Below are 17,625 nucleotides of genomic sequence, written 5' to 3'. Positions count from 1 at the left end.
CGTGAGCAGGCGAGCAAAACACCGCAGGGAGGTTCGAGCGGATGGGGCAACTACCCACGGTCAGCCCGGCCGAAGACAAGGCCATGGCTCGGGCGATCGAGCTCGCCGCGCGCGGACTGGGCACCACCAGCCCGAACCCCGTCGTGGGCTGCGTGCTGCTGGACTCCGCCGGGCACGTCGTCGGCGAGGGCTTCCACGCGTACGCGGGCGGCCCGCACGCCGAGATCGTGGCGCTGGCCCAGGCGGGCGAGAAGGCCCGCGGCGGCACCGCGGTGGTCACCCTGGAGCCCTGCAACCACACCGGCCGCACCGGCCCGTGCGTCCAGGCGCTGATCCGCGCGGGCGTGTCCCGCGTCGTGATCGCGGTGGACGACCCGAACCCGCTGGCCGCCGGCGGCGAGGCGACCCTGCGCGACGCGGGCGTCGAGGTCCTGACGGGGGTACGCACCGCCGAGGCGGAGGAGGGCAACATCGCCTGGCTCACCTCGGTGCGCCGGGGACGGCCCTACGTGATCTGGAAGACCGCCTCCACCCTCGACGGGCGCTCCGCGGCGGCCGACGGCACCAGCATGTGGATCACCTCCGAGGCCGCCCGCATGGACGTGCACCGGCTGCGCGGCACCGTCGACGCGATCATGGTCGGCGTCGGCACCGTGCTCGCCGACGACCCCCGGCTGACCACCCGTGACCTGCGCACCGGCAGCCTGGCCATCCGGCAGCCGCTGCGCGTGGTGATCGACTCGCACGGGCGTACGCCCACCGGCGCCCGGGTCCGCGACGGCGCCGCCCCGACGCTGATCGCCACCACCGCCCTGCTCGGCGGCGACGCCGAGGGCCGGGTGGACCTGCGGGCTGTGCTCAGTGAACTTCACCACCGCGGCATCCGCAGCGTGCTGCTCGAAGGCGGCCCCCGGTTGGCCGGAGCGTTCCTGGCCGCGGGCCTCGTCGACCTGATCGTCTCGTACGTCGCGCCGAAGCTGCTCGGTGACGGTCCGGCCGCGCTCGTCGGCGCGGGGGTGACAACCATCACGGACGCCATCGACCTCGAGGTGCTAGATGTTGACCGTGTCGGGCCGGATCTGCGCCTGACCGCCCGTCCGCGCGCGAGCGCGGACAGCGGCACTTTGTGACACGGCCGGACGCCAGTCGCCGGCACGCGAGGAGGAACGAGTGTTCACCGGCATCGTGGAAGAGCTCGGCGAGGTCGTGAGCCTGGCCTGGGAGGGCGACGGGGCCAAGGTCACCGTACGCGGCCCGCTGGTAGTCACCGACGCCAAGCACGGGGACTCGATCGCGGTCAACGGCGTCTGCCTGACCGTCATCTCCACCGCGGGCGACACCTTCGAGACCGAGGTCATGAAGGAGACGTTCGACCGCAGTTCGCTCGGTTCCATCGCCCCCGGCGAGCGGGTGAACCTGGAGCGCGCGGTCACCGCGGCGACCCGCCTGGGCGGGCACATCGTGCAGGGCCACGTGGACGGCGTGGGCACGATCGCCTCGAAGAACCCCGGCGGGGGCTGGGAAGATGTCCGGATCCTGCTCCCGGAGGGCATGTCCCGGTACATCGTGGAGAAGGGGTCGATCACCGTGGACGGCATCTCGCTGACCGTGGTCGCGGTCGACGACGAGTCCTTCACGGTGAGCCTGATCCCGACCACGCTGGAGCTCACCACGCTCGGCCGCAAGCAGCCCGGCGCGCTGGTGAACCTGGAGGTCGATGTGATCGCCAAGTACGTCGAGAAGCTGGTCGCAGCGCAGCGGGGAGCGAAGTGAACATGGGACTCAATACGATCGAGGACGCGATCGCCGCGATCAAGGCGGGCAAGCCCGTCATCGTGGTCGACGACGAGGACCGCGAGAACGAGGGCGACCTGATCTTCGCCGCCGAGCTGGCGACGCCGGAGCTGGTCGCCTTCACCGTGCGCTACACCTCGGGCTACATCTGCGTGGCCATCACCGAGGAGGAGGCCGACCGCCTCGAACTGCCGCCGATGTACTACACCAACCAGGACCGCCGCGGCACCGCGTACTGCGTGACCGTCGACGCCCGCGAGGGCGTGTCGACCGGCATCTCCGCCGCGGACCGCGCGCGCACCCTGCGCCTGCTCGGCGAGCCGGCCACCAAGCCCACCGACCTGGCCCGGCCGGGCCACGTGGTGCCGCTGCGGGCCAAGACCGGCGGCGTGCTGCGCCGTCCCGGGCACACCGAGTCCGGCGTCGACCTGGCCCAGCTCGCGGGCCTGCACCCGGCCGCCGCGATGTGCGAGATGGTCAACGACGACGGCACCATGATGCGCCTGCCCGACCTGCAGCGCTTCGCCGAGGAACACGAGCTGGTGCTGGTCAGCATCGCCGATCTGATCGCCTACCGCCGCCGCACCGAGCAGCTGGTCCGCCGGGTCGTCGAGGCCCGCCTGCCCACCGAGTATGGCGAGTTCACCGCTGTCGGCTACCACGCCACGCACGACAACGCCGAGCACGTGGCGCTGGTCTACGGCGAGGTCGGCGACGGCCAGGACGTGCTGGTCCGGGTGCACTCCGAATGCCTGACCGGCGACGTGTTCGGCTCGGTGCGCTGCGACTGCGGGCCGCAGCTGCAGGCGGCGCTGCGCAAGGTGGCCGAGGAGGGCCGCGGCGTGGTGCTGTACGTGCGCGGGCACGAGGGCCGCGGCATCGGCCTGCTGCACAAGCTGCAGGCCTACCAGCTGCAGGACGCGGGCCGCGACACCGTCGACGCCAACCTCGACCTGGGCCTGCCCGCCGACGCGCGCGACTACGGCACCGGCGCGCAGATCCTCTACGACCTGGGCGTGCGCACCATGCGCCTGCTCACCAACAACCCGGCCAAGCGCGCCGGGCTGGACGGGTACGGCCTGAAGGTGACCGGCCGCGAGGCGCTGCCGATCCGGCCACACCCGGAGAACCTGCGCTACCTGCGTACCAAACGCGACCGGATGGGCCACGACCTGGACCTGTCCGAGCTGGACGACCTGGAAGGGCTGAGCTGATGGCCGGTCACGGCGCCCCCGAACCGACGACCGTGGACGCGACCGGGCTCAGCCTCGGCATCGTCGCCACCCGCTGGCACGCCGACCTGGTCGAGCAGATGCTCGACCGGGCGCAGGCCGCGGCCAAGGCGTGCAATGTGGCTGACGTGCAGGTCGTCCACGTCGCGGGCGCGGTCGAGCTGCCGGTGGTCGCGCAGGCCCTGGCCCGCCGCCACGACGCGGTGGTGGCACTCGGCGTGGTGATCCGCGGGGAGACCGCCCACTTCGAGTACGTCAGTTCCTCGGTCACCGAGGGCCTGACCCGTATCGCGCTCGACGAGTCCACCCCGGTCGCGCACGGCGTGCTCACCGTGGACACCGTCGCGCAGGCCCGCGACCGCGCCGGCCTGCCCGAGTCCAGCGAGGACAAAGGCGGGGAGGCGGTAGTCGCCGCCCTCGACGCCGCCGTCACCCTGCGCACCCTCGCCCGCTGACCGACACGAAGGAAGGGCGCCTTCCACACGGACGTCCGTGTGGAAGGCGCCCTTCCTTCGTCCTTCGCCTGAACGGTGGGTGGCGGGCATTGACGGGTGGACGTACACCTGAGGTATGTCTGCGCTGAGGTTCAAGGTGCTCCTGCCGGTCGCGCTGGTCGCGCTGTCGGCCGCGTGCACCCCCACCACGCCCTCACCGGACCCCACGGGGTCAGCGGCGCCGTCGGCCTCGGCCGCGCCGGGCACCACCGCACCCTCACCCAGCGCGCCGGGCTCCACTGACGAGCCCGCCCCGCCCGCGAACACCGCCGGCTCGCTGGCCGTCTACTACCTCGCCAACGACCGCGGCGAGCCGAAGCTGGTCCGCGAGTTCCACCGGCTGTCCACCGGCGACGGGTCCGCCGCGGCGAAGGTGAAGGCCGCGGTGGCCGAGATGCTCGACGGCCGCACCGCGTACGACCCCGACTACTCCAGCATGTGGCCCGCCAGTGCCCGGGTGCGCGGAGCGACCGTGTCCGGCGACACTGTCACCGTCGACCTGGCCGGGGCGCGGATCAACGGCGATGCCGGTTCCTTCGCCGCCCACCAGGCGGTGCAGCAGCTGGTGTGGACCGCGACCGCGGTCAGCGGCAAGCCCAAGGTGCGCATCCACCTCGACGGCAAGCCCGTCGACGAGCTGTGGGGCCACGTCGGCACGAAGGACCCGCTGCGCCGCGCCCCGGCGGTGGACACGCTGCTGCCGGTGTGGCTGATCGACCCGCAGGAGGGCGCGACGGTGCCCAAGGACTTCACCCTGCACGTGGCCGGCATGGTCTTCGAGGCCACCATGAACTACGAGATCCGGCGGGGGAGCACCGTGGTCCGCGAGGGTTTCATCACCCTGGACGCGGGCGGCCCGGCCCAGGGTGAGGCGAAGCTGCGGCTGTCGCTGCCGACCGGCACGTACGTCATCGAGGTCTTCGACATCTCGGAGAACGACGGCGCGAAGATGTTCGTCGACAACCACACGGTCACCGTGAAGTGACCGCCGCCGGGGCCGCCGCCCCGATGCGATGGCGGCCCCGGCGCGGATCTTGTGCAGTTGGTGTCGTTCCAGCGACACCAACTGCACAAGATCCATTCCACCGGTCAGTCGACGGTCAACACGATCTTGCCGGAGGTCTGCCCGGTCTCGCCCAGCTCGTGCGCCTGCGCCGCCTCGGCGAGCGGGAACGTCGCGGCCACCAGCGGGCGCAGCTTGCCCGCCTCGATCAGCGCGGCGACCTCCTCCAGCCCGGTGTGGTCGGGCTCGACGAGCATGCCGGTGCCGCGTACGCCCAGCGCCTGGGCCTTGCGGGCGGTCTCGGCGGCGCTGCCCGCGTTCAGGATGCCGACGAGGATGCCGCCGGGGCGCAGCGTGTGCAGCGAGCGGTCCTCGTAGTCGCCGCCGACCGTGTCGAACACCACGTCGACGTCCTTGGCGACCTGCACGAAGTCGTACGCGGTGTAGTCGATCGGCTCGTCCACGCCCAGCTCGCGCAGCAGCTCGTGTTTGGAGGCGCGGGCCGTGCCCAGCACGTACGCGCCCCTGGCCTTGGCGATCTGCACCGCCAGATGCCCGACTCCGCCCGCGGCGGCGTGCACCAGCACCCGCTGGCCCGCGGTCAGCTGCGCCGTGTCGACCAGGGCCTGCCACGCGGTGAGTGAGGCCAGCGGCAGCGCCGCGGCGTGCACGTGGTCCAGCCCGGCGGGTTTGCGGGCCAGGTGGCGCGACGGCGAGGTGACGTACTGCGCGTAGGCGCTCGCGGCCTGCGGGAAGCGCGGCATGCCGAAGACCTCGTCGCCCACCGCGAACCGGGTCACCCCCGCCCCCAGCTCCACGACCTCGCCGGAGACGTCCCAGCCCACCGTGAACGGCGGGTCGCCGACGGCCCCGCCGCGGGTGCGCACCTTCCAGTCCACCGGGTTCACCCCGGCGGCGCGCACCCGCACCAGCACCTCGGTCGGGCCCGGTGCCGGGCGGTCCACCTCGGTCAGGCGGAGCACCTCGGGCCCGCCCAGGCTGTCCTGGCGTACGGCCAGCATGCGTTCGGTCATACCGCCCATGATCCTCGTTTTCGGCCCGTCCCAGCATGTGCCGCGCGGCCGGGCGCTGCGGGCGCTGTGATCGGGATCGGGCAGAATGGCTCCCGTGAAGACGTTCGAGGAGCTGTTCGAGGAGCTGCAGGCCAAGGTGGCCGCGGGTGACCCGGCCTCCGGCACCGTCAAGGCGGTCACCGCCGGGGTGCACGCGGTCGGCAAGAAGGTGGTCGAGGAAGCGGCGGAGTCGTGGATGGCCGCCGAGCATGAGGGCCCCGAGCGGGCCGCAGAAGAGATCTCCCAGCTCCTCTACCAGACCCAGGTCCTGATGCTCGCCTCAAACCTCACCCTCAAGGACGTCTACCGACATCTGTGATCCCGCCCGGTCTTCCTCCCGGGTTGATCATGAACTTGTGGCACGGCTCGACGGTGTGTCGCCGCCACAACTTCATGATCAACTAGCCTTGATCACAGAGACGAGTCGAGAGATGCTTCGCATTGCCGTGCCCAACAAGGGCACCCTGTCCAAACCTGCCTCCGACATGCTGCGGGAGGCGGGCTACCGCCAGCGCGGCGACGACCGCGACCTGGTCTGCGTGGACGCCGACAACGGCGTCGAGTTCTTCTACCTGCGGCCCCGCGACATCGCCGTGTACGTCGGCTCCGGCGACCTCGACCTGGGCATCACCGGCCAGGACCTGCTGGTCGACTCCGGCGCCCCGGTCAGCGAGCTGCTGCCGCTGGGCTTCGCGCCGGCCACGTTCCGCTTCGCGGCTCCTCCGGAGACCGTCCGCGACCTGGCCGACCTCGCCGGTCGCCGGGTCGCCACCGCGTACCCGGGGGTCGTCGAGCGTTTCCTCGCCGACCACGAGATCAAGGCCGACGTGGTCAAGCTCGACGGCGCGGTGGAGAACGCGGTGCGCCTCGGCGTCGCCGACGTGATCGCCGACGTCGTCGCCACCGGCGGCACCCTGCGCCAGGCCGGGCTGGTCCCGGTCGGCGAGCCGATCCTGGTCTCCGAGGCGGTGCTGGTCGGCCGGCCCGAGGGCGAGCGCAACGGCGCGGTCAGCCAGCTGCTGCGCCGGCTGCAGGGCGTGCTGGTGGCCCGCCGGTACGTGATGCTCGCCTACGACGTACGCGCCGACCGGCTGGAGGGCGCGGTGGCGCTGACCCCGGGCATCGAGTCGCCGACGGTGTCGCCGCTGCACCGGGAGGGCTGGGTCGCCGTCCAGGCCATGGTCATGCGCACCGAGGTGCACCGGATCATGGACGAGCTGTACGACCTCGGCGCCCGCGCCATCCTGGTCACCGACATCCACGCCTGCCGCCTGTAACGCCGGCACGCCACCGGCTCACGCCGGCACGCCACCGGCTCACGCCGGCACGCCACCGGCTCACGCCGGCACGCCACCGGCTCACGCCGTTCACCGCCGTGACCCGGGCTACCCCGTCCGCGTCGCCCGTCCCGAATAGACGTTGGCCTATCTGACCGAGTTTGATCTCGAAAACTCGACCAGATAGGCCAACGTCTATGGAAAACCGTGGCGGTGGCACCGGCCGGCCGGGCGCGTGGCAGACTCGGCCGGGTGAGCAGTGAGGGACAGCGCGTCAGTTTCCGGCCCCAGCGCACCCGGAAGGTGTGCATCGTCGCCGCGGTCGCGGTGCTGGTGCTCTTCACCGTGATCGGCACCGCGCTGACCGAGGTCGGCGAGGGCGTGTTCCGCAAGGGCGACCAGTTCGCGATGATCGGCCTCGGCGTCGTCTTCGCCCTGGGCATCATGGCCGTGGCCCGCCCGCGGGTAGACGCCGACGCAGACGGCGTACGGGTCCGCAACATCATCGGCGGGTACGAGCTGCCCTGGGGTGCCGTGCGCGCCGTCAACATCGAGCGCAACCAGCCCTGGATGAGCCTGGAGCTGGAGAACGACGACACGGTGTCGGTGCTCGCGGTGCAGGCGGTGGACCGGGCGTACGCCCTGGAGGCCGTCCAGGCCCTGCGCGCGCTGCGCGCGGCCGCCCGTGCCGAGCAGCCCGCACCGGCCGTGAGCTGAGCCATAGCCGCACCGTCCCGGAGATGCAATCCCGGGTTGTGGTAATCTTTGCAAGTCGACCTTTCCGGTTGCCCGCGATCATGCCCTGTGCTTGGTCCGGCAGCCCGGAGGCAAGCGGAGCGCCTGCTCCCACCCGTTCGCCATCGAGCGATTCGGGTCCGGTCACCTGGTGAGGGACTTTCCTGTCCTGATCTCAGGTCGTGCACTTGGCGTGCACCCAGACCGGTCGAGCGGGCCCAGGCTGTCGCCTGGGCCTTCTGCTTTCGGTCAGACGCCAAGCGCATCGCCGCGAAATCCGGCGGTGCGGAACACGATTGAGGGAGGCCACATCAGCGTCGAGCCACGCATCAACGATCAGATCAGGGCACGTGAGGTCCGACTGGTCGGCCCCGAGGGCGAGCAGGTGGGCATCGTCCCGCTGGAGCGCGCCCTGCAGTTGGCCGCCGATGTCGATCTGGATCTGGTCGAGGTTGCGCCCATGGCACGCCCGCCGGTCTGCAAGCTCATGGACTTCGGCAAGTTCAAGTACGAGAGCGCGCTCAAGGCCAGGGAAGCCCGGCGTAACCAGCAGCAGACGGTCATCAAGGAGATGAAGCTCCGGCCGAAGATCGACTCGCACGACTACGAGACCAAGAAGGGTCACGTCGTGCGGTTCCTCAAGGCCGGGGACAAAGTCAAGGTGACGATCATGTTCCGCGGTCGCGAGCAGAGCCGCCCGGAGCTTGGCTTCCGCCTCCTGCGCAAGCTGGAGGAAGAGGTCGCCGAGGTCGGTTTTGTCGAGTCGTCGGCGAAGCAGGACGGGCGAAACATGATCATGGTGCTTGCGCCGCACCGCAGCGCGAAGCTCGCGGCCCGCAAGGGTGACGAGGGCACCGGTGCGGAAGGCGACGAGGCCCTGGCCGAAGGGGCCGTGGCCGAGTCCTCGGCACAGGCCTGACGACGCTCGATTGGGCACCTGCCGCACAGCCCCCGCTGTGCGGCGAGATTCTGCAACAGGGGAGAACTTCCTATGCCGAAGATGAAGAAGCACAGCGGCATGGCCAAGCGGGTCAAGGTGACCGGCTCTGGCAAGATCATGCGCGAGCAGACCGGTCTGCGCCACCGCCTGGAGGTCAAGTCCTCCAAGGAGACCCGTAGCCTGAGCGGCACGGTCCCGGTGGCCAAGGCCGACGAGAAGCGCATCAAGAAGATGCTCGGCCGCTGACGCGCGCCTTTTAGACGGAAACCTTTAAGGAGAAGCTGATATGGCACGCGTCAAGCGGGCGGTCAACGCCCAGAAGAAGCGCCGTACCCTGCTCGAGGCCGCCAGCGGTTACCGCGGCCAGCGCTCCCGCCTGTACCGCAAGGCGAAGGAGCAGATCCTCCACTCGATGCAGTACGCCTACCGGGACCGCAAGGACCGCAAGGGCGACTTCCGGCAGCTGTGGATCACCCGCATCAACGCGGGCGCTCGTGCCAACGGCATGACGTACAACCGCCTCATCCAGGGCCTCAAGCTCGCGGGTGTCGAGGTGGACCGCAAGATCCTGGCCGACCTGGCCGTCAACGACGAGGCCGCGTTCGCCGGCATCGTCGCGGTGGCCAAGAAGGCCGTCGCCGAGGCTCAGGCCGCCTGAGCCCGTCGGTGACGCAGCACTTCCATCGACCCGGGGACCCGCTGTTCACGCAGCGGACTCCCCGGGTCGTTGCCGCTGTCAAGCTGCACCGCCGCCGGGACCGGGAGAAGGCCGGGCGCTTCCTGGCCGAGGGCCCGCAGGCGGTCCGCGAGGCCCTGGCCGCCGACGCGGTACGCGAGATCTTCGTGACCGAGGACGGCCAGGCGCGCCACCGCACGCTGCTGCGCGGCGCCAACTTCTCCGTGGTCACCGACGAGGCCATGCAGTCACTTGCCGACACGGTCACCCCGCAGGGCGTGATCGCCGTCTGCGACCTGCTCGACGTGCCGCTGGAAGCGGCCCTGGCCCGTGCGCCCCGGCTGGTCGCGGTGGCCGTCGAGATCCGCGACCCCGGCAACGCCGGCACGGTGCTGCGCACCGCCGACGCCGCGGGCGCCACCGCCGTGATCTTCGCCGGCGACGCCGTGGACCCCTTCAACCCCAAGTGTGTACGCGCCTCCGCCGGCAGCCTGTTCCACCTCGACGTGGTCCGCGCCCCCGACGCCGCGGCGACCCTGTCCGCCCTGCGCGACGCGGGCCTGCGCACCCTGGCCACCTCCGGTTACGGCGCGACCGACCTCGACGACCTCGCCGACGACGGCTCCCTGGCCCGGCCCACCGCGTGGCTGTTCGGCTCCGAGGCGCACGGCCTGCCCGACGACCTGCGCGACGCCGCCGACGCCGCCGTCCGGGTACCCATCCACGGCCGCGCCGAGAGCCTCAACCTCGCCGCCGCCGCCGCGGTCTGCCTCTACGCCTCCGCCCGCGCCCAGCGCTGACGCCCGCGCTCCGGCCTGCCGCCCCACCCCGCCTTACGTAGACGTTGGCCTATCTGGATGAAAAACCTGCGATCAAACTCATCTAGATAGGCCAACGTCTATGGCAAACGGGGGCGCGAGCGCGCGAGCGCGGGCGGTATGCTCCAGGGCGAGAACCCGTCCGAGAGGTGAGCGAGTCATGAAGCGCCGTTCCTTTAGCCAGCCCGCCGGTGGCGGGCGGCGGAACTGACTGCGCTCAGCTCTTCCTCTCAGGTCGCACCGGTGGGCGGCGGCGAAGCCGCGCGTGCCCGTCCTGGCCCTACGCCTAGACTGATCCGGTTGCCGATCTGGAGTTCTGATGACATACCGTCACGATCCGTACGACCCCAAGCAGGCCGCGATGCTCGATCCGGCCGCCCTCGACGACGCCGTCGCCGCGGCGGGCAAGGCCTTCGCGGACGCCGCCGACCTTGACGCACTCGCTGTGCAGAAGGCGGCGCACCTGGGCGACCGCTCGGCGGTGTCGCTGGCCCGCCGCGAGATCGGCGCGCTGCCGCCGGCCGCGAAGTCCGAGGCGGGCAAGCGCGTCAACGAGGCCCGCACCGCGATCCAGGCCGCCTACGACGCGCGCCACGTGATCCTGGAGGCCGAGCAGGCCCAGCGCGTGCTGGAGACCGAGGCCGTCGACGTCACCCTGCCCTGGGACCGCCGCCCCCGCGGCGCCCGCCACCCGCTCACCACGCTGATGGAGCGGGTCGGCGACCTGTTCGTCGGCATGGGCTACGAGATCGCCGAGGGCCCCGAGGTCGAGCTGGAGTGGGCGAACTTCGACGCGCTCAACATCTCGCCCGACCACCCGGCCCGCGGCCTGATGGACACGTTCTGGGTGAAGGCCGCCGAGTCGGCGACCGGGGCCACCGAGTCGGGCCTGGTGCTGCGTACGCACACCTCGCCGGTGCAGGCCCGCACCATGCTCAGCCGCAAGCCGCCGATCTACGTGGTGGTGCCGGGCAAGGTGTACCGCACCGACGAGCTCGACGCGACCCACTCGCCGGTCTTCCACCAGGTCGAGGGCCTGGTGGTGGACAAGGGCATCACCATGGCGCACCTCAAGGGCACGCTGGACCACTTCGCCCGTGCGATGTTCGGTCCGGACGCGCGCACCCGCTGGCGGCCGCACTACTTCCCGTTCACCGAGCCGTCGGCCGAGTTCGACGTGTGGTTCGCCGAGCACCGCGACGGCCCGCAGTGGGTCGAGTGGGGCGGCTGCGGGATGGTCAACCCGAACGTGCTGCGGGCCTGCGGCATCGACCCGGAGGTCTACTCCGGCTTCGCGTTCGGCATGGGCATCGAGCGGACCCTGATGTTCCGCAACGGACTGAGCGACATGCGGGAAATGATCGAAGGCGATGTGCGGTTCACCCGCGCGTTCGGCATGGAGGTGCACTGACCATGAAGGTTGGACTGTCATGGCTGCGTGAGCATGTCGAGCTGCCCGCGGACCTCACCGAGGCCGATCTCGACCTCGCGCTGAACAACCTCGGCATCGAGGTGGAGGAGATCGCGGACCAGCGCCACTCGGTGCAGGGCGCGCTGGTGGTCGGCAAGGTGCTGACCATCGAGGAGCTGACCGAGTTCAAGAAGCCGATCCGCTTCTGCACCGTGGACGTGGGCCAGGCCAACGGCAGCGGCGCGCCGCAGGAGATCGTCTGCGGCGCCCGCAACTTCGCCGAGGGCGACCGGGTCGTGGTGATCCTGCCCGGCGGCGTGCTGCCCGGCGGCTTCGCCATCGGCGCGCGCAAGACGTACGGCCGCAACTCGCACGGCATGATCTGCTCCGCGGCGGAGCTGGGCCTGTCCGGCGACCACGACGGCATCATCGTGCTGCCCGAGTCGGTGCAGGCGCAGCCGGGCGACGACGCGCGCCCGGTGGTCGGCCTCGACGACATCGAGGTGCACGTCACCGTCACGCCCGACCGCGGATACCAGATGTCGGTGCGCGGCCTGTCGCGCGAGCTGGCGCACGCGTTCAAGGCCCGGTTCACCGACCCCGGTCTCGTGCCCGCCCCCGGCGGCACCGCGGACCCGGCCTGGCCGGTGACGATCCAGGACACGGTGGGCTGCGACCGGTTCGCGGCCCGGCTGGTGCGCGGGGTCGACCCGTCCGCGCCGACCCCGGACTGGATGGCCAAGCGCCTGCTCACCGCGGGTGTGCGTACGCTCGGTCTGGCCATCGACATCACCAACTACGTGATGCTCGAACTCGGTCAGCCGATGCACGCCTTCGACGCCGACCGGATCACCGGCGGGCTCGTGGTGCGCCGGGCGGCCGAGGGGGAGAAGCTGACCACCCTCGACGGGCAGGCCCGGGTGCTGTCCGCCGAGGACATGGTGATCTGCGACGACACCGGGCCGATCTCGCTGGCCGCCGTGATGGGCGGGCAGACCTCCGAGGTCGTCGACGGCACGACGAACGTGCTGTTCGAGGCGGCGCACTGGGACCCGACGATGGTCGGGCGCACGGCGCGGCGGCACAAGCTGTTCAGCGAGGCAGCCAAGCGCTGGGAGCGCGGCGTCGACCGGCAGCTGTGCCTGGTCGCGATCGAGCGCGCGGTGCAGTTGCTGGTCGAGCACGGCGGCGGCACGGCGGGCGAGCAGATCCTCGATCTGAACCACCCCGGAGACCCGACCATGATCTCGATGGCGGCGACCGAGCCCGGCCGGCTGATCGGCGTGGACTACTCCGTCGACCGCATCGGCGACCTGCTCACCGAGGTGGGCTGCGACACGGCCGTGTACGACGACCGGGTCGACGTGATCACCCCGTCCTGGCGGCCCGACCTGCGCCAGCCCGCGGACCTCGTCGAGGAGGTCGTCCGGCTGGACGGCTTCGAGAACGTGCCCAGCGTGCTGCCGATCGCCCCGCCCGGCAAGGGCCTGACCCCGTCGCAGCGCCGTAAGCGCTCGGTGGGCCGGGCCCTGGCCGAGCAGGGTTACGTCGAGGTGCTGTCGTACCCGTTCGTGTCCGCGAACGCGCTGGCCGTGCTCGGGCTGCCCACCGACGCGGTGCGGCTGGCCAACCCGCTGTCCGACGAGGAACCGCTGATGCGGACGAGCCTGCTGCCGCCGCTGCTGACGGCGCTCAAGCGCAACGTCGGCCGCGGCCAGCGCGACGTCGCGCTGTTCGAGCAGGGCCTGGTGTTCCTGCCCGACCTGTCGGCCGGTGTGCCGCCGGTGATGGGTGTGGCGGGCCGTCCCGACCCGGCACTGTGGGAGAAGGCGAACGCCTCCGTCCCCGCGCAGCCGTGGCAGGTGGCCGTGGTGCTGGCCGGGGAGTTCGAGCGCTCCGGCTGGTGGGGTCCGGGCCGGGCGGCGTCCTGGTCGGACGCGGTGCAGGCCGCGCGTGACGTGCTGGCCGCCTCGGCCGTGCCGGACGCGTCGGTCGGCGTCGCCGCCGTCCAGCAGGCGCCCTGGCACCCGGGGCGGTGCGCCGCGATCTCCGTCGACGGTGTCGTCGTCGGGTACGCGGGCGAGCTGCACCCGGCCGTGTGCGCCGCCCTGGACCTGCCCAAGCGCACCTGCGCGATGGAGCTGAACCTGGACGCGGTCCCGCTGCCGGGGCCGACCCCGCCGCCGGTGTTCTCGACGTTCCCGCCCGCGCTGATCGACGTGGCCCTGGTGCTCGCGTCGGAGGTGCCCGCGGCGCAGGTCGAGGCGGCCCTGGCAGAGGGGGCCGGTCCGCTGCTGGAGTCGGTGCGGCTGTTCGACGTGTACACGTCCGAGCAGCTCGGGGCTGGTCAGCGCTCGCTGGCGTACAAGCTGACGTTCCGCGCGCCGGACCGGACCCTGACCGTCGAGGAGGCGGTCGCGGCCCGGGACGCGGCGGTGGCCGTCACGGCGCAGCGTTTCGGCGCGGTCCTGCGCGGCGCCTGATGTTCGTCCCCGACATCGCCGCTGCGAAGCGGGTCATCGCCGGACGCGAGTTCGACTTCGACCGCCAGGTCGCGGTGATGGCGGTGGTGAACCGGACCCCCGACTCGTTCTACGACAAGGGGGCAACCTACGCGCTGGACGCGGCGGTCGCGGCAGTCGATGCCGCGGCCGCCGCCGGCGCGGACTGGGTCGACATCGGCGGGGTGAAGTTCTCGCCCGAGGGCGGCGACGTGCCCGCCGAGGTCGAGCTGGAGCGGGTGCTGCCGGTGGTGCTGGCCACCGTCGAGCGGCACCCGCACCTGGTGATCAGCGTGGACACGTTCCGGGCCGACGTCGCGCGGGCGTGCCTGGACGCGGGGGCGCACGTCGTCAACGACACCACCGGCCTGCACGACCTCGCGCTGGCCGACCTGGTCGCGTCGCACCCGCACACCCAGCTGATCGTCACGCACAGCCGGGCGAAGCCGCGCACGCACTTCCCGCGCCCGCAGTACGCCGACGTGGCGGGCGAGATCGCGGACTTCCTGCGGTCACGGGTCGCGGTCGCGCTGGAGCGGGGCGTACGCCCGGAGCAGATCGTCATCGACCCCGGTCACGACCTGAACAAGAACACGTTCCACACCCTGGAACTGACCCGGCGGCTGCCGGAGATCGCCGCGGTCGGGTACCCGATGCTGGCCGCGGTGTCCAACAAGGACTTCGTCGGCGAGACGCTGGACCGCCCGCAGGGACAGCGGCTGTCCGGCAGCCTCGCCGCCGCGGTGGCCTCGATCATGCTCGGGGCCAGGATCGTGCGCATGCACAACGTGCGCGAGTCCGTCGACGCGGTCCGCATGACCGAGGCGATCCTGGGCTGGCGCCAGCCCGCCTACACCGTGCACAACATGTGAGGTCAGCGTATGCGCAGGCTGTCGCCCGAACCCGCCGGTGAGCTGTCCGACGACGAGCTGCTCGCCGCGTATCCGCGCGGGAACGGCACGCTGCTGCGGGCCAACATGATCACCTCGCTGGACGGGGCGGCGACCCTGGAGGGCCGCTCCGGGTCGCTGGGCAGCCCCGCCGACCAGGACCTGATGAAGCGGCTGCGGATGCAAGCCGACGTGGTCGTGGTCGGCGCGGGCACGATCCGGGCCGAGGGGTACGGCGCGACCCTGCTCGACGACGCGGCCCAGGCCTGGCGGGTGGCGCACGGGCTCACCCCGCACCCGCGGTTCGCCGTGGTGACCCGCGGCGGCGACATCCCGGAGAAGTTCTTCGCCGACCCGCCCGCCCGGCCGATCGTCATCACGTACACCTCCGCGCCGCACGCCTACCCCGACGCCGCCGAGGTGATCGACTGCGGCGACTCCTCGGTCGACCCCGCGGTCATGGTGGCCGAACTGGCCGCCCGCGGCCTGCCCCAGATCCTCTGCGAGGGCGGCCCGCACCTGCTCGGCAGCCTGGTCACCGCCGACCTCGTCGACGAACTCTGCCTCACCGTAAGCCCGACCCTGGCCGGCCCGGGTTCCGTCCGCATCGTCTCCGGGCCGCCCGCGGCCCCCCGCCGCATGCATCCCGCCCACGTCCTCACGGACGGCACCCACCTCTTCCTCCGCCACACCCGTACGCGCTGACCTCGATCCGCCGCGTCGAGCGCCACTCGCCGCTCCGGGCGGGCGGGCGGTCCAAGATCGCCGGACTTGCCTGGCATCTGTGCGTATCTTGAGCCCGCATTCGCCCACCTGCCAGGCAACTCGGCGGATCTTGCGCCGCGCGCGTGGCACGCGCCGCGCATGGGCCGGGCGGGTCGGGTCAGGCGGCGACCGGGGCGGGTTCGCGGGCCACGGCGGCCGGCGTGACCGGGGTGTCGGCGCGCAGGTGGCGTACGCCGCGGTTGGTGAGCATGCCGGCCACCGCGAGCACCATCACCGCCGCCGCGCACAGCAGCGCGTTGCGGGTGCCGATCCACGCGGCCAGCGGACCCGCGGCGACCTGCCCGACCGGGATGGCCAGGAACGAGCCGAGCATGTCGTACGAGTACACCCGGGCGAGCCGGTCGGCGGGCACGTGCCGCTGCAGCGAGGAGTCCCAGGCGATGGCGAACTGCTCGGCGGCGACCCCGGCGAGGAACCCGGCGGCCATCAGCACCGGCAGGTAGGGCAGTTCGGCCAGGGCGACCATCGGCACCACGAAGCCGAGCATGCTGACGCAGCCGACCAGCAGCGGCCGGCGCAGGCGCAGCCGCAGCGCCAGCACGGCCCCGGCGACCATGCCGGCGGTGTGCACGGCCAGCACGGTGCCCCAGCCGGAACGGCCGATGGTGGCGTCGGCGACGGTGGGACCGAGCACGTTCATACCGCCGGAGTGCGCCGCGTTGATGAACATGAACGCGAGCACCACCGACCAGACCCAGCTGCGCGAGACGAACTCGGTCCAGCCCACGCGCAGCTCGTGCAGCGTGCTGTCGCGCGGCGTGCCGCGGTCGCGCACGTCGGGCACGCGGACCAGCGCGAAGGCGAGCGCGCTCAGCGCGAAGGTGGCGGCGTCGGCGGCCAGGCCCCAGCCGGGGCCGACGGCGGCGACGAGCACGCCGCCCAGCGACGCTCCCGCGATCATGGCGGTGTTGCCGCCGAGCCGGTTGAGGGCGTTGGCGGGGGTGAGCAGGTGGGCGGGCACGGTCTGCGGCACCAGGGCGGCGGTCGCGGGCATGGCGATGGCGCTGACCATGCCGTTGACGGCGCTGAGCCCGATGAGCAGGGGGATGGTCGCGGTGCCGGTGAGCACCAGCGCGGCGACGGCGGCCTGGGTGAGCGCGGCCAGCACGCCGGATCCGACCATGACCAGGTGCCGGGGGAGCCGGTCGGCGAGCACGCCGCCGAAGAGCACGAACAGCACGTTGGTCAGCGACCGGGCTCCGACGACCAGGCCCAGGGCGACAGGGGAGCGGGTCAGGTCGAGCACGGCGAAGGCCAGCGCGATGGGCGCCACGGCGTTGCCGAGCAGGCTGACGACCCGCCCGGTGACCAGGTGGCGGAACGGGGCGTGGCGCAGCGGCGCGAGCGAGTCGCGGAAGGTGGTCATGCCGTCTCCTGGGGGTGCGGGGCGGGGGTGAGGGGTCCGCTCGTGGAGCGGGCCTCGTCCTGCAGACGGAACAGGGCGATGGTGGCGCTGACACGCACCGTGCCGGGGGTGTGCGGGCGCTGGGCGATCCGGTGCATGTGCTCGCTGGCCTCGGCGATCCGGTCGCGGATGCCCTTCCACTCGTCGAGGTCGACCCAGAGTTCGGCGTCGGTGAGGGTGCCGACGGAGTCGGGGCCGGTGACGATCGCGCGGGCGCGCCGCTGGAGTTCGGCGGCGAGTGCGGCGTACACGATCTGGACCTCGTCGGCCCGCGGGTGCGGCCGGTCGCCGGGCGGGGCGAACGCCTTGTTGACGTCGTACCGGTAGCGCTTGGCCTGCCCGCCGCGGATCTTCTCCTCCCCGGCGACCTCGATCGAGTCGGCGTTGAGCAGCAGGCGCAGGTGGTAGCTGGCGTTGGCGTGGGTGATGCCGAGCTCGCGGGCTACCTCGGCGGCGTTCATCTCCGCGCCGGTGAGCAGCGACAGGATGCGCAGCCGGATCGGGTGGGCCAGGGCGCGCAGGTCGCCGGTGACCGTGCGGCCGCGCTGCGGCGCCGGGCGCTCATCTCCCAAAGACATGTTGGGGAGTGT

Annotated in this window: 19 protein-coding genes; 16 read left to right on the top strand and 3 right to left on the bottom strand. The window is 72.1% G+C overall.

Annotated elements, in window-relative coordinates:
• Positions 1–41: 41 nt before the first annotated feature.
• From ribD to F6W97_RS12045, 5 genes are all read left to right on the top strand, one after another.
• Complete coding sequence (gene ribD, locus F6W97_RS12065) at positions 42–1,130, top strand: bifunctional diaminohydroxyphosphoribosylaminopyrimidine deaminase/5-amino-6-(5-phosphoribosylamino)uracil reductase RibD (protein WP_155370363.1); 1,089 nt, start codon at positions 42–44, stop codon at positions 1,128–1,130.
• Positions 1,131–1,170: 40 nt separating this feature from the next.
• The gene (locus F6W97_RS12060) at positions 1,171–1,773 is read left to right on the top strand and encodes a riboflavin synthase (RefSeq protein WP_155370362.1); all 603 of its coding nucleotides are present in this window, start codon (positions 1,171–1,173) and stop codon (positions 1,771–1,773) included.
• A gap of 2 nt (positions 1,774–1,775) precedes the next feature.
• A complete protein-coding gene (locus tag F6W97_RS12055; RefSeq protein ID WP_155370361.1) occupies positions 1,776–3,008 on the top strand; it encodes a bifunctional 3,4-dihydroxy-2-butanone-4-phosphate synthase/GTP cyclohydrolase II in 1,233 nt (410 codons plus the stop codon).
• The gene (ribH, locus tag F6W97_RS12050; protein ID WP_155370360.1) at positions 3,008–3,481 is read left to right on the top strand and encodes a 6,7-dimethyl-8-ribityllumazine synthase; all 474 of its coding nucleotides are present in this window, start codon (positions 3,008–3,010) and stop codon (positions 3,479–3,481) included. The genes F6W97_RS12055 and ribH overlap by 1 nt, the downstream gene beginning before the upstream one ends.
• Before the next feature lie 115 nt (positions 3,482–3,596).
• A complete protein-coding gene (locus F6W97_RS12045) occupies positions 3,597–4,505 on the top strand; it encodes a GerMN domain-containing protein (protein WP_155370359.1) in 909 nt (302 codons plus the stop codon).
• 104 nt (positions 4,506–4,609) lie between these two features.
• On the opposite strand, the gene F6W97_RS12040 is transcribed toward F6W97_RS12045, so the two are convergent.
• Positions 4,610–5,557, bottom strand: coding sequence for an NADP-dependent oxidoreductase (locus tag F6W97_RS12040; protein WP_155370358.1), 948 nt, complete (start codon positions 5,555–5,557; stop codon positions 4,610–4,612).
• Between the two features lie 94 nt (positions 5,558–5,651).
• Here F6W97_RS12040 and F6W97_RS12035 point away from each other — a divergent pair, with 94 nt between their 5' ends.
• The 11 genes from F6W97_RS12035 (at position 5,652) to F6W97_RS11985 (ending at position 15,549) form a co-directional block, all read left to right on the top strand.
• A complete protein-coding gene (locus F6W97_RS12035; RefSeq protein ID WP_155370357.1) occupies positions 5,652–5,915 on the top strand; it encodes a phosphoribosyl-ATP diphosphatase in 264 nt (87 codons plus the stop codon).
• Between the two features lie 112 nt (positions 5,916–6,027).
• Positions 6,028–6,873, top strand: coding sequence for an ATP phosphoribosyltransferase (gene hisG, locus F6W97_RS12030; RefSeq protein WP_155370356.1), 846 nt, complete (start codon positions 6,028–6,030; stop codon positions 6,871–6,873).
• A gap of 252 nt (positions 6,874–7,125) precedes the next feature.
• On the top strand, positions 7,126–7,590 hold the full coding sequence (locus F6W97_RS12025) for a PH domain-containing protein (protein WP_155370355.1): 465 nt from the start codon (positions 7,126–7,128) through the stop codon (positions 7,588–7,590).
• Between the two features lie 346 nt (positions 7,591–7,936).
• Positions 7,937–8,527: a translation initiation factor IF-3 gene (infC, locus tag F6W97_RS12020; RefSeq protein ID WP_155370585.1), complete on the top strand. Its 591-nt coding sequence runs from the start codon at positions 7,937–7,939 to the stop codon at positions 8,525–8,527.
• 72 nt (positions 8,528–8,599) lie between these two features.
• Complete coding sequence (gene rpmI / locus F6W97_RS12015) at positions 8,600–8,794, top strand: 50S ribosomal protein L35 (RefSeq protein WP_120320124.1); 195 nt, start codon at positions 8,600–8,602, stop codon at positions 8,792–8,794.
• Positions 8,795–8,834: 40 nt separating this feature from the next.
• Positions 8,835–9,206 (top strand): 50S ribosomal protein L20, encoded by a 372-nt coding sequence (rplT, locus tag F6W97_RS12010; RefSeq protein ID WP_120320125.1) that lies wholly within the window; start codon positions 8,835–8,837, stop codon positions 9,204–9,206.
• A gap of 8 nt (positions 9,207–9,214) precedes the next feature.
• A complete protein-coding gene (locus tag F6W97_RS12005; protein ID WP_230686612.1) occupies positions 9,215–10,024 on the top strand; it encodes a TrmH family RNA methyltransferase in 810 nt (269 codons plus the stop codon).
• Positions 10,025–10,361: 337 nt separating this feature from the next.
• A complete protein-coding gene (gene pheS, locus F6W97_RS12000; protein WP_155370354.1) occupies positions 10,362–11,453 on the top strand; it encodes a phenylalanine--tRNA ligase subunit alpha in 1,092 nt (363 codons plus the stop codon).
• Between the two features lie 2 nt (positions 11,454–11,455).
• Positions 11,456–13,936, top strand: a complete 2,481-nt coding sequence (gene pheT / locus F6W97_RS11995; RefSeq protein WP_155370353.1) for a phenylalanine--tRNA ligase subunit beta — start codon at positions 11,456–11,458, stop codon at positions 13,934–13,936.
• Positions 13,936–14,826 (top strand): dihydropteroate synthase, encoded by an 891-nt coding sequence (gene folP, locus F6W97_RS11990; protein WP_155370352.1) that lies wholly within the window; start codon positions 13,936–13,938, stop codon positions 14,824–14,826. The genes pheT and folP overlap by 1 nt, the downstream gene beginning before the upstream one ends.
• Positions 14,827–14,835: 9 nt before the next feature.
• Entirely contained in the window at positions 14,836–15,549 is a 714-nt protein-coding gene (locus F6W97_RS11985) for a pyrimidine reductase family protein (protein WP_155370351.1), read from the top strand.
• A 178-nt stretch (positions 15,550–15,727) separates the two neighbouring features.
• Here the strand turns inward: F6W97_RS11985 and F6W97_RS11980 are convergent, their stop codons facing one another.
• Complete coding sequence (locus F6W97_RS11980) at positions 15,728–16,996, bottom strand: MFS transporter (protein WP_155370350.1); 1,269 nt, start codon at positions 16,994–16,996, stop codon at positions 15,728–15,730.
• Positions 16,993–17,613 carry an ArsR/SmtB family transcription factor gene (locus F6W97_RS11975; protein ID WP_155370349.1) on the bottom strand — a complete coding sequence of 207 codons (621 nt, stop codon included), beginning with the start codon at positions 17,611–17,613 and terminating at the stop codon, positions 16,993–16,995. Before F6W97_RS11975 ends, F6W97_RS11980 begins: the two co-directional genes overlap by 4 nt.
• Positions 17,614–17,625: the final 12 nt, after the last annotated feature.

Source organism: Catellatospora vulcania (assembly GCF_009720385.1).
Taxonomy (GTDB): Bacteria; Actinomycetota; Actinomycetes; order Mycobacteriales; family Micromonosporaceae; genus Catellatospora; species Catellatospora vulcania.
Note: the sequence above shows the minus strand (reverse complement) of the source record. Positions and strands in the feature narration are given on the sequence as shown.

Bases quoted from the DNA above. Each gene is read 5' to 3' on its own strand.
- F6W97_RS12045 (WP_155370359.1), top strand. From the start codon at position 3,597: ATGTCTGCGCTGAGGTTCAAGGTGCTCCTGCCGGTCGCGCTGGTCGCG.
- rpmI (WP_120320124.1), top strand. From the start codon at position 8,600: ATGCCGAAGATGAAGAAGCACAGCGGCATGGCCAAGCGGGTCAAGGTG.
- pheT (WP_155370353.1), top strand. From the start codon at position 11,456: ATGAAGGTTGGACTGTCATGGCTGCGTGAGCATGTCGAGCTGCCCGCG.
- ribH (WP_155370360.1), top strand. From the start codon at position 3,008: ATGGCCGGTCACGGCGCCCCCGAACCGACGACCGTGGACGCGACCGGG.
- F6W97_RS11985 (WP_155370351.1), top strand. From the start codon at position 14,836: ATGCGCAGGCTGTCGCCCGAACCCGCCGGTGAGCTGTCCGACGACGAG.
- hisG (WP_155370356.1), top strand. From the start codon at position 6,028: ATGCTTCGCATTGCCGTGCCCAACAAGGGCACCCTGTCCAAACCTGCC.
- ribD (WP_155370363.1), top strand. From the start codon at position 42: ATGGGGCAACTACCCACGGTCAGCCCGGCCGAAGACAAGGCCATGGCT.
- F6W97_RS12040 (WP_155370358.1), bottom strand. From the start codon at position 5,557: ATGACCGAACGCATGCTGGCCGTACGCCAGGACAGCCTGGGCGGGCCC.
- F6W97_RS12055 (WP_155370361.1), top strand. From the start codon at position 1,776: ATGGGACTCAATACGATCGAGGACGCGATCGCCGCGATCAAGGCGGGC.
- F6W97_RS11980 (WP_155370350.1), bottom strand. From the start codon at position 16,996: ATGACCACCTTCCGCGACTCGCTCGCGCCGCTGCGCCACGCCCCGTTC.
- pheS (WP_155370354.1), top strand. From the start codon at position 10,362: ATGACATACCGTCACGATCCGTACGACCCCAAGCAGGCCGCGATGCTC.
- F6W97_RS11975 (WP_155370349.1), bottom strand. From the start codon at position 17,613: ATGTCTTTGGGAGATGAGCGCCCGGCGCCGCAGCGCGGCCGCACGGTC.
- rplT (WP_120320125.1), top strand. From the start codon at position 8,835: ATGGCACGCGTCAAGCGGGCGGTCAACGCCCAGAAGAAGCGCCGTACC.
- folP (WP_155370352.1), top strand. From the start codon at position 13,936: ATGTTCGTCCCCGACATCGCCGCTGCGAAGCGGGTCATCGCCGGACGC.